Below are 21,855 nucleotides of genomic sequence, written 5' to 3'. Positions count from 1 at the left end.
GTTGATGAGAGCTTTGTTGTAGGTGGGCCAGTTGGTAATTTTGAACTTTTGCTTTGCCACGGAACGGTCTTCGTTATCGGGAGGATGCGTGATCTGATCCTTCAACTCAGCAAAAGTTCGATTTATTCAACAAAGCCGGTATTTATCATGAAAAAATGATAAAGCAGGTGTTTTATAATTCCATCATCAATAATTATTGTATCGCTGAGCCCTTTATTAAAGCCATTCGGGAAAAAGAATCCCGGGATACGTATTATCAGGAATATGAATATCTGGTAACGCGTTGGCGTAAACGCCCTCTGTTATTGCGGCCCCATTAGCAGGTGTCAACTCACGCCGACACCTGCCTGTTCGTTTAACGTCTGGCGTTAACCGCGTTTCCGTTGCATCTCCTCATGATGGCGTTTTTCGCCAACCATCACGATGGCGAGCAGAATAACCGCCAGCACGCTGCCGCCAATCATCACGATGAAACCGCCGTCCCAGCCGAAGAAGTCCACGGTGTAGCCAACAATCGCACTCGCCGCCACCGACCCGCCAAGATAGCCAAACAGCCCCGTAAAGCCTGCCGCTGTGCCTGCCGCCTTCTTCGGCGCCAGCTCAAGCGCATGCAGACCAATCAACATTACCGGGCCGTAGATCAGGAAACCGATAACAATCATACAGGCCATGTCCACGCCCGGATTGCCCGGCGGGTTCATCCAGTAGACGACGGTGGCGATGGTCACGAGGATCATAAAGAACACGCCCGTTGCACCGCGGTTGCCCCGGAAGACTTTATCCGACATCCAGCCGCACAGCAGCGTGCCAGGAATGCCCGCATACTCATACAGGAAGTAGGCCCACGATGATTTATCCAGCGCGAAATGCTTCACTTCTTTCAGGTAAGTTGGCGACCAGTCGAGGATGCCGTAACGCAGCAGGTAAACAAACACGTTGGCCACCGCGATGTACCACAGCAGCTTGTTGGGCAGCACGTACTGCATGAAGATCTGCTTCGCCGTCAGCTCTTCTTCATGTTTGTCGCTGTAGTCATCCGGATAGTCGTTTTTATACTCTTCAATCGGTGGCAATCCGCAGGACTGCGGCGTGTCGCGCATCATGGCAAAAGCAAACAGCGCCAGCAGAATGGCACCAAATGCAGGCATATACAGCGCCGCATGCCAGTCGTTAAACCACGCCATTCCCAACAAGAACAGCAGTGGAGGAATACCACCGCCGACGTTATGCGCGCAGTTCCAGACCGAAACAATGCCACCGCGCTCCTTCTGCGACCACCAGTGCACCATGGTTCGCCCGCACGGTGGCCAGCCCATCCCCTGGAACCAGCCGCAGATAAACAGCAACACGAACATAATCATGATGCTCGATGTCGCCCACGGCACGAAGCCCATAAACAGCATCACTGCCGCCGCCAGGATCAGCCCGGCGGGCAGGAAAATGCGCGGATTCGAGCGATCCGATACTGACCCCATAATGAATTTCGAAAAACCGTAGGCAATCGAAATCCCGGAGAGGGCGAAACCCAAATCCCCGCGCGAAAAGCCTTGCTCGATAAGGTATGGCATCGCCAGAGCAAAGTTTTTACGCACCAGGTAATAGGCGGCGTAGCCGAAGAATATCCCGAGGAAAATCTGCCAGCGCAAACGGCGATAAAGCGGATCGATTTCCGCATCCGGCACTCGCGCTTTGTGGGCAGCAGGTTTGAAAATACTGAGCATAGTAGCCTCCGTGGCCATCGTTATCAGAACAACTCATGGGTAAAAAATCAGCAGGCTTATGAGTTGCAGCGTTCGCGGATGGTAGGAAATACGTAGCCGTGATGCTGTGAAATGACGCGCATAATGTTACATTTTTATGACAAAAATTCGAATATGAGCACGAAATCACGTTTCATTTTCGATTTATGCTCGAATATGCTCGATATCAAACAAACCACAGTTTTATTGTGGCTAAATGGAAGAAATCGAACTTCGAGGGAATGTCATGTCTTTCTGTGAAACTCGTGAAACCGACGTGCTGATCATTGGTGGCGGTGCCACTGGCGCCGGTATTGCCCGCGACTGTGCCCTTCGCGGCCTGAGAACGCTGCTTGTCGAACGTGATGATATCGCCACGGGTGCGACCGGACGCAATCACGGTTTACTGCACAGCGGCGCTCGCTATGCCGTCACCGACAGCGAATCCGCGCGCGAGTGCATCGCCGAAAACGCCATCCTCAAGCGCATCGCCCGTCACTGCATCGAAGCCACTGACGGCCTGTTTATCACGCTGCCGGAAGACTCTCTCGACTATCAACAGACATTTATCGAGGCCTGCCTGGCTGCCGATATTCATGCCCAACAGCTAATGCCCGCACAGGCGCGGCAACTGGAACCTTCCGTCAACCCGTCGCTTATTGGTGCGGTTAAAGTGCCGGACGGCACCGTCGATCCGTTTCGATTAACCGCCGCTAATATGCTGGATGCACGCGAACACGGCGCCGTGGTGTTAACCGGGTGCGAAGTCACCAGCCTGATTCGCCAGGGCGACAGAGTCTGCGGAGCCACTGTCTGGGATCGCCGCCACCAGGCCAGCGTGAAGATTTTCGCCTCGATAGTGGTGAACGCTGGCGGCATCTGGGGCCAGCGAATTGCGGAATATGCCGATCTGAAAGTGCGAATGTTCCCGGCGAAAGGCTCACTGCTTATCTTCGATCACCGAATCAACCAGCACGTGATAAACCGCTGCCGCAAGCCCGCCGACGCCGACATTCTGGTGCCAGGCGACACCATTTCGCTGATTGGAACCACTTCCACACACATTGATTATCGCGATATCGACGATAATCGCGTCACGGCTGCTGAAGTCGATACGCTGCTGCGTGAAGGTGAAAAGCTCTCGCCTGCTATCGCCACCACCCGCATTCTGCGGGCCTACTGCGGCGTGCGCCCTTTAGTTGCCAGCGATGACGATCCCAGCGGGCGTAACGTCAGCCGCGGCATCGTGCTGCTCGATCACGCTCAACGTGACGGTCTGGAAGGCTTTATCACCATCACCGGCGGCAAGCTGATGACCTATCGTCTGATGGCAGAAATGGCCACGGATGCGGTTTGTTGCAAACTCAATCACAGCGCGGCATGCACTACCGCTAACGTCGCCCTTCCCGGCTCTCGCGAAACCACCGAAAAAACCCTCAACCGCATCATTTCGCTCCCTGCGCCATTGCGCGGCTCAGCGGTCTATCGCCATGGCGACAGAACCCCAAACTGGCTGGGCGATTCCCGCTTACACCGCAGCCTTGTCTGCGAATGTGAAGCGGTCACGGCAGGTGAAGTGCAGTACGCGATTGAAAATCTCGGGGTGAAAAATTTACTCGATTTACGCCGTCGTACCCGCGTCGGCATGGGCACCTGTCAGGGCGAACTCTGTGCCTGTCGCGCTGCGGCCCTGTTGAATCGCTATCAGGTGACCACGCCCGCGCAGTCTCTCAATCAACTCTCAGCATTCCTCAACGAGCGCTGGAAAGGTATTGAGCCTGTCGCCTGGGGTGACGCCTTACGTGAAAGTGAATTTACCCGTTGGGTATGGCAAGGATTGTGCGGGCTGGAAAAGGAGCAGCAGGATGAACTTTGATACGGTGATTATCGGCGGCGGCCTGGCCGGGCTGCTGTGCGGCATAAGGCTCAGCAAACAAGGATTACGCTGCGCCATCATCAGCCGAGGGCAAAGCGGCCTGCACTTTTCCTCTGGCTCACTGGATTTGCTGAATCACTACGGGGATCCAGGCGATGCGCTGGACACCCTCGCAGTGCAAGAGCCCCACCATCCATACAGCCTGTTGGGAAGCGGGCGAGTACTGGATTATGCCCGACAGACTGAGCAGATGCTGGCCGAACTGGGCATTGTCATGCACGGCAGCATCACGCAACCCCATCAGCGAATTACGCCGCTGGGCACAACGCGTCAGGCCTGGCTAACGCCGCAGGAAGTAGCCCGTCTGCCGCTTACCGGGACCAAAATTGCCGTCGTTGGCTTCAGTGGATTTGCCGACTTCGAGCCTCATCTTGCCGCAGCTTCGTTACGCAAAAAGGGCGTTGAAGCCAATGCCTTTGATATCGCCCTCCCCGCGCTGGATGTGCTGCGCGATAACGCCTCGGAATTCCGCTCCGTCACCCTTGCGCGTCTGCTTGATGACGGTTCGCAGTGGAACGCTTTGCTTGACGCCTTAGAACCGATGTCGCAACAGTATGATCAGTTGCTCCTTCCTGCCTGCTTTGGCTTGCAGGACGATCGGCCCTGGCAATGGCTAAACGAAAAGCTCTCCTGCCCGCTGGCGTTAATCCCGACATTGCCGCCCTCCGTGCCCGGTTTCAAACTGCACGATGCCTTACAGCGTCAGTTTGTGAAACAAGGCGGAGTATGGCTGGCGGGCGATGCCGTGCGTGAGGTGATAAGTAAAGACGGACAGGTCAGCGCAATCATGACTCGCAATCATGCAGAAATCCCCTTACGCACCCGGTTTGCCGTCCTCGCCAGCGGCAGCTTCTTCAGCAACGGGCTGATTGCCAGCCGCGAAGGCGTTACGGAACCCGTGATGGGTTTAGATATTCTGCAAACCCTGCCACGCGACAGCTGGTATCAGCGTGACTTCTTCACTCCACAGCCCTGGCAGCGCTTTGGCGTGAAAACGGATGCAACGCTGCGCCCTTCGCTTAACGGTCAGCCTCTCGCTAATTTGTTTGCGATTGGCGGCGTTCTCGGGGGTTTTGATGCCATCGCTCAGGGCTGTGGCGGAGGCGTAAGCGCCGTCACCGCGTTACATGTAGCCCAACAAATTATTGACCTTGCAGGAGAACAGCCATGAGCGATACCCGTTTTGAAAGCTGCATCAAATGCACGGTCTGCACTACGGCGTGCCCGGTCAGCCGGGTAAATCCTCACTATCCAGGCCCCAAACAAGCCGGGCCGGACGGTGAGCGCCTGAGGCTAAAAGACCCGACACTGTACGACGAAGCGCTCAAATACTGCATCAACTGCAAGCGCTGTGAAGTGGCCTGTCCTTCTGACGTCAACATTGGCGATATTATCCAGCGCGCTCGCGCCCGGCACAGCCAGAGCAAACCCACGCTGCGAGATGCCGTTCTCAGCCATACCGATTTGATGGGCACGCTCTCCACCCCGTTTGCCCCCATCGTCAACGCAACGACGGGTTTGAAACCAGTGCGCCAACTGCTGGATGTTGCCCTGAAAATCGACCACCGCCGCCAGTTGCCAAAGTACGGTTTTGGCACCTTCCGCCGCTGGTATCGCAGCGTGGCGGCTCAGCAAGCGCAGTATCAGGATCAGGTGGCTTTCTTCCACGGTTGCTACGTTAACTACAACAACCCGCAGCTCGGCAAAGACTTGATTACGGTGCTGAATGCGATGGGCACTGGTGTGCAACTGCTGGAGAAAGAAAAGTGCTGCGGCGTGCCGCTGATTGCCAACGGCTTCGTTGATAAAGCGCGTAAACAGGCGCAGACCAATACCGTTTCGCTGCGAAAGGCGATTGTCGAAAAGAACTTACCGGTCATCGCCACCTCTTCGACCTGCACTTTTACCCTGCGTGACGAGTACCCGCACCTGCTGGATATCGACAATCACGACCTGCGCAATGACATTGAGCTTGCCACCCGCTGGCTGTGGAAGCAGACAGACGCTGGGAAAACCCTGCCGCTGCGCCGTCTGCCGATAAAAGTGATTTATCACACCCCGTGTCACATGGAGAAAATGGGCTGGGCGATTTACACCCTCGAACTGCTGCGTCAGATCCCGGAACTGGAAGTGGTGGTGCTGGATTCACAATGCTGTGGTATTGCAGGCACCTACGGGTTTAAGTCCGAAAATTACAGCACCTCGCAGGCGATTGGCGCGCCGCTGTTCCGCCAGATAGAGGAGAGCGGCGCGGACCTGGTGATAACCGACTGTGAAACCTGCAAATGGCAAATTGAGATGTCCACCAGCCTGCGCTGTGAACATCCCCTTACCTTGCTGGCTCAGGCGTTAACCGCATCGAATTAACTAATAACTCTTTTTCAACGCCTCACCGGCTGGCAAGGCTTTAAACTGCGCCAGCCGTTTATCCAGCGCTTCGGTATACAGCATCGTGTCCACGCCCACCGCGACAAAGTTCGCTCCCCATGAAAGGCATTTCTTTGCCATCTCTGGATCGACTGCAAGGAACCCCGCCGCTTTGCCCGCCGCGCGTATGCGTTTGATGCTTTGCTCGATAACCTGCTGCACTTCAGGATGACCCGCGTTGTCCGGATAGCCCAAAGAGGCGGATAAATCAGCCGGGCCGATGAAAACGCCGTCGATGCCTTCAACATCCAGAATGGCGTCGAGATTCTCCAGCGCCGTTTTGGTTTCCACCTGAATCAATACGCACAATTCATCATTCGCCCGCGCCATGTAATTTTCGACTCGTCCCCAGCGTGCGGCGCGAGCAACACCCGCCCCGACGCCGCGCACGCCCAACGGCGGGTAGCGAGTGGCAGAAACAATCGCTTTAGCCTGTTCCGCACTTTCCACCATCGGGATCAGCAGCGTTCGCGTGCCGATATCCAGCACCTGTTTTATCAGACTGCGGTTGTCGTCTACCGGGCGGATCACCGGCTGACTGGCGTACGGCGCAACGGCCTGCAGTTGATGGTAGAGATCCTGAAGAGTATTCGGCGCGTGTTCACCGTCGATAAGCAACCAGTCGTAGCCCGACGTTGCCGCAATCTCAGCCATGTACGCCGTGGTGGAACTCAGCCACAGGCCAATCTGCGTTTCTCCACGCAGTAAAGCTGCCTTAAATGGATTCGCTAATATCGTGTTCATGGTCATCCTTTGCATTGATTAATGTGTCACTTGTTCAGGGTGTGCCGCAGGCTTTGCCACCTGCAGCGAAAAAATCAGGACAGCGCCGAGGATGGCAACCGCGGCAAGCGTCAGCAGCCCTGCGGAGTTGCTGGCAAACAGCGTTTCAGCCTGCACACGCAGAATGGGCGCAATAAACCCGCCAACCGCGCCAAACAGGTTCACGAAACCAATGCCTGCCGCCAGTGCCGTACCAGAAAGCAACTGTGTCGGCATCGTCCAGAACACAGGCTGCACCGCGATAAAGCCAACGGCGGCCACGCAAAGCGCAGCGATGGCCAACACCGGAGAAACCAGCCCGGACACGCCAATCCCGATGCCTGCCGCCAGTAAGGTAACAGCGGCTACCTTGCGACGTTCACCGGTACGGTCGGAATAACGAGGGATCAGCCAGGTTCCCAGCAACGCAAACACCCAAGGGATCGCGGTGATCACCGAGGCGTAAAAACCGACTTTGGTTCCCAGCAGCACAGCCACCTGAGTTGGCAGGAAGAAAATCAGCCCATACACCGCCACCTGGATGCAAAGATAAATAATGGCCAGTTGCCAGACGCGCCCAATACGAATGGCGTCGCTCAGTCGGGAGGTCACTTTCGTTTGCTCTTCGCTGGCGAGCTGCTGCGACAAGGCCTGTTTTTCTTCTTGCGTCAGAAAGCGAGCCTGCTGCGGGGAATCGTCCAGCCAGAAGAAGGTGAACACGCCTGCGCCAACCGCCAGCAAGCCTTCAATCACAAACATCCAGAACCAGCCTGGGTGCCCCATAAAACCGTGCATTTCCAGCAAAGCGCCCGAAAGCGGTGAACCCAGCGTCAACGCCAAAGGCGCGCCCATATAAAACAGCCCCATGATGCTGGCGCGGTTACGCTGCGGGAACCATTGGGAAGTGAGGTAGATCATGCCGGGGAAGAACCCGGCTTCCGCCGCGCCGAGCAGCGTACGCACTAACAGAAACTTGGCTTCGGTATCGGCCCAGGCCATCGCCGCGGAGAGAAATCCCCACAGCAGCGTGGTCCCGCCAATCCAGTAGCGTGCGCCAAACTTGCGCATCAGCAGGTTGGCCGGTACGCCGAGAAACGCATACACCACAAAGAAAATCCCCGCCCCGAGCGCATACGCCTCGTTACTGAGTCCGGTGTCGATTTGGTAGGTCTCTTTCGCAAAGCCGATGTTCGAGCGATCCAGAAAGGCCAGCACGTACAGCGCCAGCATGAACGGGATCAAACGCGCGCGGTTTTTCTTTACCACGCTTTCAATCAGGGCGGTATTCATTGCGTTATCCTCAGGAGATCTGCTCCACGGCTACCCGCGGCGCAGCAGGTTTAGTGGCTATAAGGACGTTTCAGATTGCAGTCGCGGTTCAGCTCTACGCCAAACCCAGGCTTATCCAGCACGCTCTTGTGCATCCGACCGTTCACCGGCACCGGTTCATCCAGCAGGATCGGGTCGAACTGAGGACGCAGCGTTGAACAATCCGGGCTGGTCATCAGGAACTCGCTGAACGGCGTGTTGGTGAAAGTGATAACAGCGTGATGCGAATACACCGATGAACCGTGCGGCACCACCAGCTGGCCGCGAGATTTCGCAATGGCGGCGATCTCCACCAGGGTGGTTAACCCGCCGCACCAGCCGACATCCGGCTGCATAATGTCGATGCCCGTTTCGGAAAGCGTGCGGAAAGACTGCACGGTGCCGTGGTGCTCCCCGCTGGTCACCATCATTCCCGCTGGCGCATTGCGCTTCAGTTCGCGGTAGCCTTCGTACTGCTGTGGCGGCAGGCATTCCTCAATCCACTTCAGGTTGTGCGGCGCACAGGCGTGGGCGAGCTTCGTGGCGTAGTTCACGTCCTGGCTCATCCAGCAATCGAGCATCAGCCAGAAATCCGGGCCACACTTCTCACGGTATTCCGCCACCATCGCCGCATCTTTACGAATGCCAGCATCGCCGTCATGCGGGCCGTAATGGGTCGGCATTTTCCCGCCAATAAAGCCCATCTCTTTTGCCAGATCCGGACGAGCACCCGTGGCATAGAACTGAATTTCATCGCGGACTGCACCCCCCAGCAGCTTGTACACGGGGAGCCCGGTGACTTTGCCGAACAGATCCCACAGCGCCAGATCCACGCAGGAAATAGTGTTCATCACCAGGCCGCCCGAACCGGAGTAGAACATGGTCGCATTCAGCATCTGGTCGTGGATAAGCTTGATATCACTGACGCATTTGCCCTCGATAAAGCGATTCAGGTGCTTTTCAACAATGAAGCAGCCCATCTCACCTGCGGTGGAGACAGCAAACCCGGTTTGCCCGTTTTCCGCTTCGACTTCAACAATCAGCGTGCCCAGCACGTTAATGCCAAACGACTGCCGGGATTGTTCATACTGGCTGTATTTGCTCATTGGGGTGGCGATGTGATCGTCAATCCAGTGATTCGCGCCCTGGTCGTGATAATCACCGCCGCCCGCGCCCTTTTCAGCCGTTGCGCCACCCACAAACCAGGCCCGGACGTGTTTAATTTTCGGTAAGGTCATGATGTTCTCCTTGTTATGAAGCTTGCAATTCGAGGGGGCTTTTCCACCCCAACAGACGTGAAATATCTTTCGCGCAGGCAATGGCTTTACCCGCGAGGTAATCGCGATTGTCGTCATTGATTTGCAGCCGGGTACCGACCACGGAAATCGCCGCCGTCAGCTCATTGCTGGCGTTGAATACAGGGGCAGCCACGCAGCGCACATCGGGATAATCTTCGCCGTTATCAAAGCTCCAGCCTCTGGCGCGAATGCGGGCGAGTTCCTGCTGCAGGGCCTGCGGCGTGGTGAGTGTGGTTGGCGTGGCCTGATGCCAGTCGAGGGTCGCAATGATGGCGCTCTGAACGCTCTCGGGCTGCCACGCCAACAGACATTTGCCAATCCCTGAACGGTTAAGCGAAAGGCTTTTGCCCTCATGGGAACGCACGCTGATGGTGGAGGAGGACTCAATTTTGAGGATGTAGTAGGCGTTCTGGTTATCGATGATACCGAGATGACACAGCAACCCGCACTCGTCCATCAGCTGCGTCAGGCGCGGGCGCGCCAGTTCACGCAAGTCCATTTTGCCAAGGGCGTGCCCAGCCAGTTCGACCAGTCGGGTCCACAGACAATAGTTATCGCGGTTATCGATACGCAGAAATCGCTGCTTCTTCAGTTCACCCAGCAGCAAGTAAGCGGTGCTTTTGGGAATGCCGAGTTCGTCGATGATCGTCGCGGCGCTGCAAGGGCCAATCCGACCAATCAGGTCGAGGATTTCAATCGCGCGGGTCAACGCGGGGACTTTGCTTGATTCCAACATGCTGGACTCCAATCCTGAATACTGGAATCAGTGTTACGGCTGGCGGCAAGTCAAAGTGTGAAGGCGGTCAAAGTCTGGCGGGCGTCCAGTAAGTTGAACATTTTCTGAGATTAAAATGGGAGCCAGCGCACGGAATAATTTCTGAGAAGTACAACGGGCTGGACTGTCAGCGTGCCGGAGACCCGACACGCCAACAAAAGATTACGGCAGGAACAAACTCTCGACGACGTTAATCCAGCCGTGATCGCTGGCAATCGGCTTACCATTTAACCAGCGGCGCAGAATGTTAAGCGCCATCATGGCGCACACTTCTTGCCGGGTTTGCAGACTATGGCGAGAGGTATTGAACTTCACCCGCAGCGCATGGGTGCCTTCCGGCGTCGACAGCGCAAAGTTAAGATGCTCCTGCTCAAAACCGCTCACGGCCAGCGCCAGCGCGGCGAAATGTTTGGTGCGGCGTTCCGCAATCCAGTGCGCCGTCTGCGCCAGAGTTTCTTCCTGCGAAGGCACAACTTCGCTTGCCAGCAGCGGTGCGCTTTCGCGGCCAAGCTGTAAAGCAATCAACCCGGACGTGAATTGCTCGCTCAGCGTTAACCCCAGTTTCCGTTCCTGCAACTGGCGGGAGATTTGCGCGGCTAATCCTTCCGTGCCTTCAAAAATCAGGCTTTCACCCGCCACCCGCTGCACTTCCGGCCACAGCTTCAGCATCGCTTCTTTCTCAGAAGCCGGCCCGGTAAGTTTGAGTTCAATAATGGGCATCGACGAGCGGTAGCCCATGGTCACGCCCGGCGGCAGCTCCAGCGGGTCCAGGCTCTGGGCGAGGTCGCTTTCAGAACGGCCAAAGGTGGTCAAACGCAGGCACAGCGGCGGTTCCGGCAGCGTGAAGCGTTCGCGCAGGCGCGGAACAATCTCTTGTGCCACCATCACTTTAAACTCGGAAGGCACGCCCGGCGTGAAGAACATCAGGCAGCGATTGAGCTTTACCGCGAAACCGCAGGCGGTGCCGACAGGGTTGTCGATGAGCTCGGCGCTGGCTGGGATTTCGGCCTGTTTGCGATTGCTCGGCGCCATTACTCTGCCACGTTCAGTGAAGAACCGTTCCATATGGCTGAGCCACTCTTCGTGCAGTACCAGCCCTTCGCCTTTTGCGGTTGCCGCTGCGAGCGCACTGAGATCGTCGCTGGTCGGCCCAAGACCGCCGTTGACGATCAGAATATCTGCAAATTGGCTGCGTTCACGCAGAACAGAAACCAGTGACTCAAGGCTGTCACCGACGGTATTGCGTCGGGTTAGTGGTAATCCCTGATTAAAGAAATAATCGGCAAGCCACGCCGCATTGGTGTCAATAATTTGACCGTGCAGCACTTCGTCGCCAGTGGACAGCATCTCCACGTTTATCATCGTTTTCTCCTGAAGAAGAGGACGATTTACTATAGCGGAGTGAGGGGAAAGGGAAAACAGGCGCGACGGATGCCGCGCCAGAGGATCAGAAGGCCGCGCTTACGCCAACGTACGGGCCATCGGCAATGGTGTTATCACGATTGCCATCTTTGCCCGCCAGGTTGAGGTAACGGTAACCGGCTTCGATGCTGATAGGACGCATGATGGTCCAGCTGCCGCCCGCATTGGCTTCCTGATAGCTTTCGATACCGCTGGAGAGCGAATCCGGAGAGTAGTAGTAATTACCGAACAGACGGAAGCTGTCGCCAATTTTCCACTGCAAACCACCGCCAACCGCCGCCGCGTAACCTTCATCGCCATCGTTTGGATTGGTGTAAATCCCTTTACCGCCGACCGTGGCGATGAAAGGCCCCAGTGGAATGTTCAGGCCAACGCCAATCCCGGCAACATCGCCGTCATTGTCGCTGTGCGTCCAGTCACCGCTCAGAGCAAGACCAGTAGATTCCGTTCCAAAACCGACGCCCAGGTTGGTGAAGTGCTCACCCGCCTGACCGCTGATGCTGATTGCGTTCGCCGCTGCTGACACAAACAGCAGCCCGAACAGGCCTGACATAATACTTTTTTTCATTTTTTAACGTTCCAGCAAACAATTAGTGATAAATATCCCCAAAACGGCTGAATTGTACTGGTGAACGCACAAGAATCAATGAACTAAAAGGGCGATTTGCAACAGGAGTGTAACCAGTTGCTACCTGAAACAGTCCCCGGCAGGGACTACTTTGCCAACAGAAAACGAATTCGGACCCGAAGCCCGCCTAATGCTTCGCTGCGGCTCAGCTGAGGATGAGAGCGATGCAATCGGGCGATATCGTTCACCAACGCCAGACCCAGCCCTGCGCCAACGGCATCCCCCACGTTATCGAGCCGCTGGAACGGTTGCAGCGCCTGAGCCGTCTGCCCGTCTTCAATGCCAGGCCCGCTGTCTTCCACGTCCAGCAACACCGCATCGCCCTCTCTCTGCAGACTGACGGTCACCGTACCGCCCGCAGGCGTGTATTTCAGCGCGTTATCCAGCAGATTGGCGCACAGTTCGCCCAGCAGCAGCGCATCACCTTCCACCAGAACAGCTTGTTGCTCGCCTTCGTAGCCCAAATCAATCTGTTTGCTTCTGGCCTGAGCCAGGCGGGAAAAGCAAGATTGCTGCACTGTCTCTCGCAAATCCACTGCCGCGAACTGACGATCGCCCTGCTCTTTCCGCTTCACGGTGGAAAGCTGCAATAAGCGCTCAGTCAGCGAAATCGTGTTATCCAGCGTGGCGCTCATGCCTTGCAGACTCTCGCGTCACGCCTGCGGATCCTGGCTTGCTAACGCCACAGACACCTGCGTCTTGAGGATCGCCAGCGGGGTTTTGAGCTGATGAGAAGCATCTGCGCTGAAGCGCTCCTGGCGGGAAAGCAGCGCGCGAAGTCGCTCTAAATAGCGATTGAACGCCACTATCAATAAGCGAGTTTCCGACCAGGGTAAAAGCTCCGGAAGGGGCGTGAGCAAGCCGGGTTCACGGCGCACCATTATCCCGGAAAGACGCCGCATAGGCCGTAATACCCGACGCAGCAGCCAGCCTGCCAGAATCAGCGTAAGCAGAACCAGCAGGCCCTGCGTGGTGAGCGAGGAAAGCAGGAGTTGATGAGCCAGATAGCGACGGGATTGCAGCGTTTCCGCCACATAAATCTCCGCCATGCCGGTAATGCCGCCTTCGTTGATGGGCTGCAACAGCTTCGCCACACGTATCGCCTGCCCGTGAAATTGGGTGTGATAAAACCAGGCCAGTGCCGGATAGAGTGTCGTTCGGGAAGTCGAAGGGGGCATGGCGGGCAGCTCGCCATAGCCTGAAATCACCTTTCCTGTCGGGTCGACCACTTTGTAATACAGGCGGTCATTCATGTTCAGCTCAAAGCTGTCGAGCACCACCCACGGCACGTTGACCTTCAGCTTGCCCTCGCTGACTTCGAGCCTTTCAGAAATCGTGCGAGCCGAGGAAAGCAGCGTGCGGTCATAAGCCTGCGTTGCCGCCTGAAGCGCACTGACGTAGCTGTTAAACGCCGAGAGCGCCCACAGCAGCAGCATCGGCAAGCCCAAAAACAGCAGCAGCTGAGAATAGAGCGACTGCGGTTTACGCCACTTCATCACCGCGCTCCAGCACATAGCCCAGGCCGCGCAGCGTGGTGATCCGCACGTTACTCTCCTGAAGCTTTTTGCGTAAGCGGTGGATATAGAGTTCGATGCTTTCGGGGCTAACATCATCGTTAAGACTGAACACCTGCTCGAACAGCTGCTGGCGCGATACGGGCCGCGTGCGGCGATACATCAGCACAGTCAGCAAAGCGTGTTCCCGGGGCGTCAGCGCCAGCGCCTGCCCTTTCAGTAAAAAATATCCATCGTCATGCAGCGAAAGCTCGCCAAGCTGCTGCTTCTCCTGCACCTGCCCTTCGCTGCGGCGCAGAAGTGCTCGCAGCCTCGCATCCAGCTCTTCCAGTTCAAACGGTTTAGGCAGATAGTCATCGGCCCCGGCGTTCAGGCCAATCACCCGCTCCGCTACGGCGCTGCGGGCCGTCAGCAGCAGAACCGGCAGCGTTTGCCCTCTTTTTCGCAGGCGTTGCACCACTTCCAGGCCATCCAGCCCTGGCATGCCGATATCCAGCACGGCTAAGGCGTAGCTTTCACTTTGCAGAAGGTGGTCGGCGGCTTTGCCATCGAAAACACAATCCACGGCGAATCCGCCCTGCACCAGCGCTTTCTCCAGCCAGTGGGCCAGCTCACGGTTATCTTCCGCCAGTAGTAGTCGCATTGCGGCTCTCTCCTTCGCACTCGCTGGTGTTTGCCAGCGTCCTGCATGAGCATGCTTTTTTGATACAATTTTGCAACATAACCGCGCACCATTTGCAGGTTACTTAACACAATCAGAGCGGCATCCGCTAAAAAGCTATTTAAGACTTTGGCCCGATGAAAACATCAGGCCCTGTCACACCCACCCGCAGCGGAAAATGTGAGGATAAGGGCCGCCCCACCGGAAACGCATTTAATTTCTCTCACGACTATCAGGGGGGAAGCTATGCTCGGCAACCTGCATAATATCGATCTCCGACTGCTGCAAATATTTCTGACGATTGTCAGAAGTAACGGTTTTTCCGCAGCCCAGGCACCGCTGAATATGAGTCAGTCAGCCATCAGCACCTGCATGGCGACGCTGGAAACAAGGCTGGGATTTCGGCTCTGCGAGCGAGGGAAAAAAGGCTTCAGGCTGACCGAAGAGGGAAAGCAAATTCTGCATTACACCCAGCAGCTTTTTTCCACCCTCGACACCTTTATTCTTCAGGTTCACAACCTCTCAGGCAAATTATGCGGTGAACTGTTTATTGGCCTGCTGGACAGCACCCTGACGCTGCCAGAGGCAAAAATAGTGCAGGCGTTAAGACGATTCAGCCAGCGCAATCAGGACGTCAGCCTGCAAATAGTGATTAAATCCCCCACTGAGCTTGAGCAGGCCATTATTAACGGCGAACTTCACGTCGCGATCGCTTATATCGCCCACCGGGTCAGCAACCTGCACTATATCGATCTGTTCACGGAGAAAATTTCGGTCTACTGCGGCAAGGACCATCCTCTCAGCCAGATGAAGGGCGTCACCGCCGACGACCTGCTGCGCTATTCGTGGGTCAAGCGAGGCTATCTGATGCCCTCTGACTTAGTCCCTCTGACCCCACCCCTTATCACCGCGACAGCCCATCAGATGGAAGCGGTGGCCTTTTTGATCCTCGCCGGATCGCACATCGGCTATCTGCCTCAGCACTATGCCCGTCAGTGGGTGGAGCGCGGTGACATGGTGATCCTCGCTCCGAATACCTTCAGCTATGACGTCACCCACAGCCTGATTTTCAATCGCCACCGCCCGCATAATGAAGCGCTGGAGGCTTTTATTGCCGATATTTTGCAGGCGCACGCCTGAATTTTCTTTTCACATGGCAAAAAACTGAAGTCAGCTTTGCATTCGCGTCATTGTTCCCGCGATGGGTCGGTATTAGCCTGCGAGTCAACCACAGCACGCTATTTTCACACCACACCGAGGGACCTGAAATGAGAGATAAATTCCGCGCCAGACATTATCTGGCTATGAAGGATTATACGGTTGAAGAGATCCGTTATCTGGTTGAACTGGCTGGCGACCTGAAGCGTAAATGGACCCTGCGCGAGCCGCATGAATATTTACGCGGCCGCACCTACGGCATGATATTTGAGAAAAAATCTACGCGAACCCGTAATTCATTCCACGCCGCCGCCACGGCCCTGGGTGCACAATCTATTTATCTGCGCCCGGATGAAATGCAGCTCAGCCGTGGAGAACCGATTAAAGATACCGCGCGTATTATCGATCGCTATTTCGACGGTTTATATATCCGCACCTTCGGTCAGGAAATTGTCGAAGAGTTCGCCCAGTACATGAAAAACCCGGTCATTAACGCCCTCACCGCGCTGGAGCATCCGTGCCAGGGGCTGGCGGACCTGCTGACCATCAAAGAGAAATTCGGCGACTGGAAAGGCGTCAAGGTTTGCTACGCCGGGGACGTCTATAACGTCTGCCACTCGCTGATGATCGGCTGCGGGATGATGGGGATGGACATCTATGTTGCCGCACCGCAGGGCTACGAGCCGGTGCCTGAAATCCTCGCCTGCGCCCAACAGCACGCGGCGAAAAGCGGCTCAAGAGTCATCATCACCCGGGATTTCGATGACGCGCTGCGCGGTGCGGACGTTGTTTACGGCAACACCTGGCACAGCATGGGCGAGAACGAGGTGCAGAAAGAGCAGCGCATTCGCGACTTCATGCCCTACCAGATCAACGCCCAGGCGATGGCGAAAGCCCACAAAAATGCCATCTTCATGCACTGCCTGCCGGGCTACCGCGGCGAGGATATGACCGATGAGGTGATCGAAGGACCGCAGTCCGTGGTCTGGGATCAAGGCGAGAACCGGATGCACACCGTCAAAGCCGTCATGGTGGCGACCGCCGTTTAACGCCAGGCCAGCAGGCGGAGGGTCGCCTCTTCGCCTGCGCTGTCTCCTTTTCCACGTAGAGGAACTCACTATGAGCCAGTCTGTGGAGAACAAAACTCATCTGAAAAAAGCCATCACCTTTAACGGTTTTCTCGGGATGGGCATCGGCTGCGTGTTCGGTGCCTCATGGCTGGTGCTCACCGGCACCTGGCTTAGCACCGCGGGTGGCCCCTCAAACGCCGCGCTTGCGATCCTGTTGTGCCTGATTATCGAACTGCCGCTGGCGCTGGCCTATCTGGAAGCCATTTCCGCCGTGCCGCTGGCGGGCGGCGAAGCGGCATACTCTTACCTCGCTTTCGGCAGCTTCGCGGCGATGATCGCGGGCTGGTTCGGGGTGCTGGTCAATATCATCCTCTGCGCCTGGGAAGCGCTGGCGATCACCACCATGCTCAGGTATCTGCTGCCGTCCCTGAAGGGGGCGATGGTGCTTTACGAGGTAGGCGGTTTTCCGGTCAGCACGCCGCTGCTGATCATCGGCCTGCTGCTGGTCACGGCTATCGGCATCATGCAACACCGGGGGGTGAAGCTCTCCTCAAAGCTGCAAACGGTTATTACCGTCACCGTACTGTCGCTGGTGATTGTCTCGCTGACGGCCTGCGCGTTTTATATCCGGCTGGACAACCTCCAGCCGCTGCAAAGCAAGCCGACGCTGGTCGGGGTGGTGTCGCTGCTGGCGCTGCTGCCGTTCTCCATCGCGGGCTGGGAAACTATCGCCAAAGGGGCGGAAGAGGCTTCAGCCAGCCTGAGCCGCCGGAAAACCGCCCTCGCGCTGATCATCTCGCTGGTGCTGGCGACCCTGATGTACCTGCTGACGCTGCTTATCCCCTCCGCCATCGTGCCCTGGCAGAGCCTGCTGAACACGGATATCCCCTTCGCCCTCGCCGCTGAGCGGGTCACCGGCACGCCGGTCTGGGGCGCACTGCTGACAGCCGCCGCCTGCGCGGGGGTGGTCGGCGTCTATAACGCCTGCTTCTACGGCGCGACCCGCCTGCTGATGTACATGAGCCAGGTCGGGCTGATCCCGGCTGCGTTTTGTCGCCTCCATCCGGTCTACAAAACGCCCACCACGGCGATCCTGTTTGTCTCGCTGATTGCCGCTTCCGCCTGCCTGCTGGGGAAAGCCGTGTTTCTGCCGCTGGTCACCGTTGCCGCGTTTTCCTACATCGTACTGTGGGGCTCGACACTGTTCTCGGTGATTCGGCTGCGCAAAACGCGCCCCGATCTGCCGCGCCCGCTGCCGATCCCCGGCGGTAAATTCACCATGCTGGTGGGCGCGGTAATGACGCTGCTGATGGCGGCGGCGATGTTAATCCCCGGCAGCCCCGCCGCGCTGAAGTGGCCGTATGAATACCTGCTGCTCGGCGTGCTGCTGGCCATTGGCGTAGCGCTCTACCTGCTGCGCGATAAATCCGTCTCCGAACAGGAGCAGGCCCGATTGATCATGGAGAACATTCCAGCGGAGAGCAGCAAACACCCCAACGACGCCTCCTCCTCGCACTGAACGAGGTGGCGCGTTTTAAACCACAAGGGAATAAGGAGTCTTCAAAATGAAAAAGCATTACGTCAAAAACGCCACCAGCCGGTTAAAGAAAGTGCTGCTCTGCCCGCCGAAGTACTTCTCCTTTCAGCCGATTAACGTCATCACCGAAGACTGGCTGGAGAAAGGCGAATCCGCCAATTTGCAGGCCTTCAGACGTGAACACGAGCAGTTGGTGCAGGCCTACCGTGAAAATGGCGTCGAGGTGGTGCTGATGGAGCCAGAGCCGGACCTGCCCTATCAGGTCTACGCCCGCGACTTCGGTGCCTGCGTAGCGGAAGGGTTCATCATGGGCCGCTTCCGCGAACCCTGTCGCCATGGAGAAACCGAGGCCTATGAGGCCAAAATGAAAGAACTTGGCGTGCCCTGTATCGCCCGCTGCACCAGCGGGGCCTTCGAGGGCGGCGACTTCTGGATGATTGACGAACACACCATTGCCCACGGGGTGGTCGCCAGAACCGACTACGCGGGCTACCAGAGCATCGAACGCCAGCTCTGGGAATACGGCTACACGATGGTGCCTGTCTTCTGTAAGCGCGAAAACCTGCACCTCGACATGTGTTTTAACATCGTCGCGGAAAAAGTTGCCGTGGTCTGTAAAGCGGCACTGCCTTATGAGTTCCTCAACCTGCTCGCCCGTCGCAACTTTACGCTTATCGACGTGCCGCAGGAGGGCGTCTTCCGCCACCACTGCAACCTGCAGGCGCTGGGCGATGACCGGGTGCTGACCTTCAAAAACAATAAAGAGACCAATCGCCAGATGGCAGCACTCGGCATTAAGACCATCGAAATTGAGCTGGAAGAGGTCCTCAAAGGCGGCGGAGGCCCACACTGCATGACCTTCCCGCTCGAACGAGCGTAGTCCGCCCCTGTGGATGGGAGGCTCTCCCGTCCACGGCCATCACTGAAAGAGGGAAACAGCATGAGGATACTGATAGCACTGGGTGGAAACGCGCTGCTCAGGCGCGGCGAAGAGATGAATGACGAGAATCAGCGACGCAATATCGCTGTTGCCTGCGAGGCCATTTCCCGCGTGGGGAAGGAGCACCAGCTTATTATTGGCCACGGCAACGGCCCTCAGGTCGGGCTGCTGGCCCTGCAGGCCGAGGCTTATGCCGACAACGTCGCCCCGTGGCCCTTTGACGTCCTCGGCGCGGAAACTCAGGGGATGATTGGCTATCTGCTGGCCCAGGAGCTTGGCAATCAGCTTGAGGGCAGACAAATCGCCTGCGTGCTGACCCAGGTGGAAGTTGACCGCAACGATCCGTCCATCAGCGATCCGGAAAAGTTTATCGGCCCGGTCTACAGCCAGTCACAGGCCTGCGCTCTGCGTGAAGAGCACGGATGGGTGTTCAAAGCCGACGGTGAGTACTACCGACGGGTCGTGCCAAGCCCCCAGCCGCAATGGATTGTGGAAACGGAGATCCTGCGCCTGCTGGTCGATAAAGGCGTAACGGTCATTGCCGGGGGCGGAGGCGGTATTCCGGTTACCCGGGAAAATGGCCGCAGTCAGGGTCTGGAAGCCGTTATCGACAAAGATCGCTGCTGCTGCCTGCTGGCTCAGGATCTGGATGTCGACCTGCTGATTATCGCCACCGACGTCAGCAATGTGTTTATTGGCTACGGCACGCCGCAGAGCAGAGCCATTCGCGCAGCCAACCCCTACGCGCTGCTGGCTCTCCATTTTCCCGCCGGGTCGATGCGACCTAAGATTCAGGCCTGCTGCGAATTTGCCCTCTCGACCGGCAGAACGGCGGTGATTGGATCGCTTGCCGACATTGTAGACCTCGCCAACGGCAGCGCCGGCACGCTGATAAGCCAGGATGTCGAAGGCATTGTCTATCTCTGATGCCGGGGAGGCCATCATGACGCTGGATCTCACGCTTATCGGACTCTATCTGCTGGCGGTGCTGGGCGTAGGATGGCTGGGCTGGCGGCGGGCAAAAACCCGGGATGACTATGCCGTCGCGGGCCGCCGGCTTGCGCCGCTGATGTTCACCGGAACGATGGCGAGTACGGTGCTCGGCGGGGCATCCACCCTCGGCAGCATTGGGCTTGGCTACCAGTATGGCCTCTCGGGTCTGTGGCTGGCGACAAGCCTCGGCTGCGGGCTGATTGTCCTGAGCCTGTTTCTCGTCACCCCGCTGCTGAAGCTGAAGCTGCACACCGTCACCCAGATGCTGGCCTGGCGCTACCACCCGCAGATCCGCATCCCCGGCGCGCTGATGATGATGCTCTACGACCTGATGGTAGCGGTGACCTCCGTCATTGCCATCGGCACCATTCTTGAGGCGCTGCTGGGGCTGCCGTTTCTCTGGGCCGTGTGGGTCGGCGGCGGCGTGGTAGTGGGCTATGTGTTTCTGGGCGGGATGTGGTCGCTGACCATCACCGATATTTTCCAGTTTATTATGATGACCCTCGGGCTGCTGTTTATCCTGATGCCCGCCAGCGTCATCCGCGCGGGTGGCTGGGAGGCGATGCAGACAGCGCTGCCTGCTAGCTTCTTCTCCCTGATCCATATCGGCTGGCCAACTATCCTCACCTGGTTTTTGATTTACAGCCTCGGCATTCTGATTGGCCAGGATATCTGGCAGCGGGTATTCACCGCCCGCAGCGCCCGTTGCGCCCGCTGGGGCGGGGTCAGCGCCGGGCTCTACTGCATTGTCTGGGGCGTGATGGGGGCGGTTATCGGCATGAGCTGCCGGGTTATCTTCCCGAATATCAGCAACCCGGATACGGTTTTTATGGCGGCGGTTGAGGGCATCCTGCCTGTGGGCTTGCGCGGCATCGTGATCGCCGCTTCGCTGGCGGCGCTGATGTCCACCGCCAGCGCCTGCATGATGGCGACCTCGACCCTGTTTATGTATGACCTCTACCCGAGCCTCTCCGGCAAAGCACCCGGCACCCTCACCGCCGATCGCCGCGCCACGCTGTTCTTTGGCCTGCTGATCCTGCTGCTCGCCAGCCTGATTGCCGACGTGCTGACCGCGCTGACCGTGGCCTACAACATTCTGGTGGGGATCCTGCTGATCCCACTGATTGGGGCCATCAGCTGGAAAAGAGCCTCCACCGCTGGCGCGATGTGGGCGATGGCGCTCAGCGCCTGTACCCTGCTGTTCTTTATGGCCCGCGACGGATTGATGGCCAACAGCGCCACCTGGTTTGCACTGCTGGTGAATCTGCTGGCCTTCGTGGGTATCAGCCTGCTGCACGACCCTCACCACGCTGAATAAGCGACCTGCCTCACATCCTGCGAAGTTTCATCGCCATTGAAAGGGAAATGAAAGGTTACTGTTTTAACAATCACGCAACTGAACCGCTACATGTGGGGTTCACATAATCAGAAAAAACCTCAACCCAAACACTTCCGGGCATCCGGCGTGAGGCTAAAAATGAAAAAACAGATCCTTCGTACTCTGGTCACTTCTGCTCTGCTGTTTGGCAGCGCTCACGCTCTGGCGGTGTGTACGGTCCGGAGACATGGTAGACAGGTGTTCGGGGACATGGTGAACACTATTTAACATCCTTTACCCATGGTTATCGACCTTTTCTTCAGGTCGATAACCCCCACTTTCGTACTGTACCACCACACTTCATAGCAA

Annotated in this window: 18 protein-coding genes and 3 pseudogenes; 11 read left to right on the top strand and 10 right to left on the bottom strand. The window is 57.3% G+C overall.

Annotation, left to right across the window (positions count from 1 at the left end):
- Positions 1 to 105, bottom strand: a pseudogene (locus ACRCWW_RS04680) (IS5/IS1182 family transposase); the annotation flags it as partial.
- On the opposite strand from ACRCWW_RS04680, the pseudogene ACRCWW_RS04675 reads away from it, so the two are divergent.
- Positions 85 to 147, top strand: a pseudogene (locus ACRCWW_RS04675) (PTS fructose transporter subunit IIB); the annotation flags it as partial. The pseudogenes ACRCWW_RS04680 and ACRCWW_RS04675 sit on opposite strands and share 21 nt — an antisense overlap.
- A gap of 8 nt (positions 148 to 155) precedes the next feature.
- Positions 156 to 320: a DUF4760 domain-containing protein gene (locus ACRCWW_RS04670; protein ID WP_438681368.1), complete on the top strand. Its 165-nt coding sequence runs from the start codon at positions 156 to 158 to the stop codon at positions 318 to 320.
- Positions 321 to 368: 48 nt separating this feature from the next.
- On the opposite strand, the gene glpT is transcribed toward ACRCWW_RS04670, so the two are convergent.
- Positions 369 to 1,721 carry a glycerol-3-phosphate transporter gene (gene glpT, locus ACRCWW_RS04665; RefSeq protein ID WP_438681367.1) on the bottom strand — a complete coding sequence of 451 codons (1,353 nt, stop codon included), beginning with the start codon at positions 1,719 to 1,721 and terminating at the stop codon, positions 369 to 371.
- A 265-nt stretch (positions 1,722 to 1,986) separates the two neighbouring features.
- Here glpT and glpA point away from each other — a divergent pair, with 265 nt between their 5' ends.
- From glpA to glpC, 3 genes are read left to right on the top strand one after another with little or no spacing between them, the layout of a single operon-like run.
- Positions 1,987 to 3,615 carry an anaerobic glycerol-3-phosphate dehydrogenase subunit A gene (gene glpA / locus ACRCWW_RS04660; protein WP_438681366.1) on the top strand — a complete coding sequence of 543 codons (1,629 nt, stop codon included), beginning with the start codon at positions 1,987 to 1,989 and terminating at the stop codon, positions 3,613 to 3,615.
- A complete protein-coding gene (gene glpB / locus ACRCWW_RS04655; protein WP_438681365.1) occupies positions 3,605 to 4,846 on the top strand; it encodes a glycerol-3-phosphate dehydrogenase subunit GlpB in 1,242 nt (413 codons plus the stop codon). The genes glpA and glpB overlap by 11 nt, the downstream gene beginning before the upstream one ends.
- Positions 4,843 to 6,042: an anaerobic glycerol-3-phosphate dehydrogenase subunit GlpC gene (glpC, locus tag ACRCWW_RS04650; RefSeq protein ID WP_438681364.1), complete on the top strand. Its 1,200-nt coding sequence runs from the start codon at positions 4,843 to 4,845 to the stop codon at positions 6,040 to 6,042. The genes glpB and glpC overlap by 4 nt, the downstream gene beginning before the upstream one ends.
- Here the strand turns inward: glpC and yfaU are convergent, their stop codons facing one another.
- From yfaU to tctD, 8 genes and pseudogenes are all read right to left on the bottom strand, one after another.
- Positions 6,043 to 6,846 (bottom strand): 2-keto-3-deoxy-L-rhamnonate aldolase, encoded by an 804-nt coding sequence (gene yfaU, locus ACRCWW_RS04645; RefSeq protein WP_438681363.1) that lies wholly within the window; start codon positions 6,844 to 6,846, stop codon positions 6,043 to 6,045.
- 18 nt (positions 6,847 to 6,864) lie between these two features.
- The gene (locus tag ACRCWW_RS04640; protein ID WP_438681362.1) at positions 6,865 to 8,154 is read right to left on the bottom strand and encodes an MFS transporter; all 1,290 of its coding nucleotides are present in this window, start codon (positions 8,152 to 8,154) and stop codon (positions 6,865 to 6,867) included.
- 50 nt (positions 8,155 to 8,204) lie between these two features.
- Entirely contained in the window at positions 8,205 to 9,410 is a 1,206-nt protein-coding gene (rhmD, locus tag ACRCWW_RS04635) for an L-rhamnonate dehydratase (RefSeq protein ID WP_438681361.1), read from the bottom strand.
- Positions 9,411 to 9,423: 13 nt separating this feature from the next.
- Positions 9,424 to 10,206, bottom strand: coding sequence for an IclR family transcriptional regulator (locus ACRCWW_RS04630; protein ID WP_438681360.1), 783 nt, complete (start codon positions 10,204 to 10,206; stop codon positions 9,424 to 9,426).
- Positions 10,207 to 10,407: 201 nt separating this feature from the next.
- Complete coding sequence (locus ACRCWW_RS04625; RefSeq protein ID WP_438681359.1) at positions 10,408 to 11,607, bottom strand: nicotinamide mononucleotide deamidase-related protein YfaY; 1,200 nt, start codon at positions 11,605 to 11,607, stop codon at positions 10,408 to 10,410.
- A gap of 85 nt (positions 11,608 to 11,692) precedes the next feature.
- Entirely contained in the window at positions 11,693 to 12,235 is a 543-nt protein-coding gene (locus tag ACRCWW_RS04620) for a YfaZ family outer membrane protein (RefSeq protein WP_438681358.1), read from the bottom strand.
- 146 nt (positions 12,236 to 12,381) lie between these two features.
- Positions 12,382 to 13,791, bottom strand: a pseudogene (locus ACRCWW_RS04615) (sensor histidine kinase).
- Positions 13,778 to 14,452 carry a transcriptional regulator TctD gene (gene tctD / locus ACRCWW_RS04610; protein ID WP_438681357.1) on the bottom strand — a complete coding sequence of 225 codons (675 nt, stop codon included), beginning with the start codon at positions 14,450 to 14,452 and terminating at the stop codon, positions 13,778 to 13,780. The pseudogene ACRCWW_RS04615 and the gene tctD overlap by 14 nt, the downstream one beginning before the upstream one ends.
- Positions 14,453 to 14,716: 264 nt before the next feature.
- On the opposite strand from tctD, the gene ACRCWW_RS04605 reads away from it, so the two are divergent.
- From ACRCWW_RS04605 to ACRCWW_RS04580, 6 genes are all read left to right on the top strand, one after another.
- Complete coding sequence (locus ACRCWW_RS04605; protein ID WP_438681356.1) at positions 14,717 to 15,610, top strand: LysR family transcriptional regulator; 894 nt, start codon at positions 14,717 to 14,719, stop codon at positions 15,608 to 15,610.
- A gap of 128 nt (positions 15,611 to 15,738) precedes the next feature.
- On the top strand, positions 15,739 to 16,677 hold the full coding sequence (argF, locus tag ACRCWW_RS04600) for an ornithine carbamoyltransferase (protein ID WP_438681355.1): 939 nt from the start codon (positions 15,739 to 15,741) through the stop codon (positions 16,675 to 16,677).
- Between the two features lie 70 nt (positions 16,678 to 16,747).
- A complete protein-coding gene (locus ACRCWW_RS04595) occupies positions 16,748 to 18,217 on the top strand; it encodes an APC family permease (protein ID WP_438681354.1) in 1,470 nt (489 codons plus the stop codon).
- 46 nt (positions 18,218 to 18,263) lie between these two features.
- Positions 18,264 to 19,115 carry a dimethylarginine dimethylaminohydrolase family protein gene (locus ACRCWW_RS04590; protein ID WP_438681353.1) on the top strand — a complete coding sequence of 284 codons (852 nt, stop codon included), beginning with the start codon at positions 18,264 to 18,266 and terminating at the stop codon, positions 19,113 to 19,115.
- 60 nt (positions 19,116 to 19,175) lie between these two features.
- The gene (locus ACRCWW_RS04585; protein WP_438681352.1) at positions 19,176 to 20,102 is read left to right on the top strand and encodes a carbamate kinase; all 927 of its coding nucleotides are present in this window, start codon (positions 19,176 to 19,178) and stop codon (positions 20,100 to 20,102) included.
- The gene (locus ACRCWW_RS04580) at positions 20,077 to 21,486 is read left to right on the top strand and encodes a sodium:solute symporter (RefSeq protein ID WP_438681351.1); all 1,410 of its coding nucleotides are present in this window, start codon (positions 20,077 to 20,079) and stop codon (positions 21,484 to 21,486) included. Before ACRCWW_RS04585 ends, ACRCWW_RS04580 begins: the two co-directional genes overlap by 26 nt.
- Positions 21,487 to 21,855: the final 369 nt, after the last annotated feature.

The organism is Scandinavium sp. (assembly GCF_051650185.1).
Lineage (GTDB): Bacteria > Pseudomonadota > Gammaproteobacteria > Enterobacterales > Enterobacteriaceae > Scandinavium.
This window is presented reverse-complemented; position numbering and strand designations above follow the sequence as displayed.

What these genes read in the sequence shown, in the direction of transcription:
- ACRCWW_RS04670 (WP_438681368.1), top strand. Translation starts at nt 156, where the DNA reads ATGATAAAGCAGGTGTTTTATAATTCCATCATCAATAATTATTGTATC.
- glpT (WP_438681367.1), bottom strand. Translation starts at nt 1,721, where the DNA reads ATGCTCAGTATTTTCAAACCTGCTGCCCACAAAGCGCGAGTGCCGGAT.
- glpA (WP_438681366.1), top strand. Translation starts at nt 1,987, where the DNA reads ATGTCTTTCTGTGAAACTCGTGAAACCGACGTGCTGATCATTGGTGGC.
- glpB (WP_438681365.1), top strand. Translation starts at nt 3,605, where the DNA reads ATGAACTTTGATACGGTGATTATCGGCGGCGGCCTGGCCGGGCTGCTG.
- glpC (WP_438681364.1), top strand. Translation starts at nt 4,843, where the DNA reads ATGAGCGATACCCGTTTTGAAAGCTGCATCAAATGCACGGTCTGCACT.
- yfaU (WP_438681363.1), bottom strand. Translation starts at nt 6,846, where the DNA reads ATGAACACGATATTAGCGAATCCATTTAAGGCAGCTTTACTGCGTGGA.
- ACRCWW_RS04640 (WP_438681362.1), bottom strand. Translation starts at nt 8,154, where the DNA reads ATGAATACCGCCCTGATTGAAAGCGTGGTAAAGAAAAACCGCGCGCGT.
- rhmD (WP_438681361.1), bottom strand. Translation starts at nt 9,410, where the DNA reads ATGACCTTACCGAAAATTAAACACGTCCGGGCCTGGTTTGTGGGTGGC.
- ACRCWW_RS04630 (WP_438681360.1), bottom strand. Translation starts at nt 10,206, where the DNA reads ATGTTGGAATCAAGCAAAGTCCCCGCGTTGACCCGCGCGATTGAAATC.
- ACRCWW_RS04625 (WP_438681359.1), bottom strand. Translation starts at nt 11,607, where the DNA reads ATGATAAACGTGGAGATGCTGTCCACTGGCGACGAAGTGCTGCACGGT.
- ACRCWW_RS04620 (WP_438681358.1), bottom strand. Translation starts at nt 12,235, where the DNA reads ATGAAAAAAAGTATTATGTCAGGCCTGTTCGGGCTGCTGTTTGTGTCA.
- tctD (WP_438681357.1), bottom strand. Translation starts at nt 14,452, where the DNA reads ATGCGACTACTACTGGCGGAAGATAACCGTGAGCTGGCCCACTGGCTG.
- ACRCWW_RS04605 (WP_438681356.1), top strand. Translation starts at nt 14,717, where the DNA reads ATGCTCGGCAACCTGCATAATATCGATCTCCGACTGCTGCAAATATTT.
- argF (WP_438681355.1), top strand. Translation starts at nt 15,739, where the DNA reads ATGAGAGATAAATTCCGCGCCAGACATTATCTGGCTATGAAGGATTAT.
- ACRCWW_RS04595 (WP_438681354.1), top strand. Translation starts at nt 16,748, where the DNA reads ATGAGCCAGTCTGTGGAGAACAAAACTCATCTGAAAAAAGCCATCACC.
- ACRCWW_RS04590 (WP_438681353.1), top strand. Translation starts at nt 18,264, where the DNA reads ATGAAAAAGCATTACGTCAAAAACGCCACCAGCCGGTTAAAGAAAGTG.
- ACRCWW_RS04585 (WP_438681352.1), top strand. Translation starts at nt 19,176, where the DNA reads ATGAGGATACTGATAGCACTGGGTGGAAACGCGCTGCTCAGGCGCGGC.
- ACRCWW_RS04580 (WP_438681351.1), top strand. Translation starts at nt 20,077, where the DNA reads ATGTCGAAGGCATTGTCTATCTCTGATGCCGGGGAGGCCATCATGACG.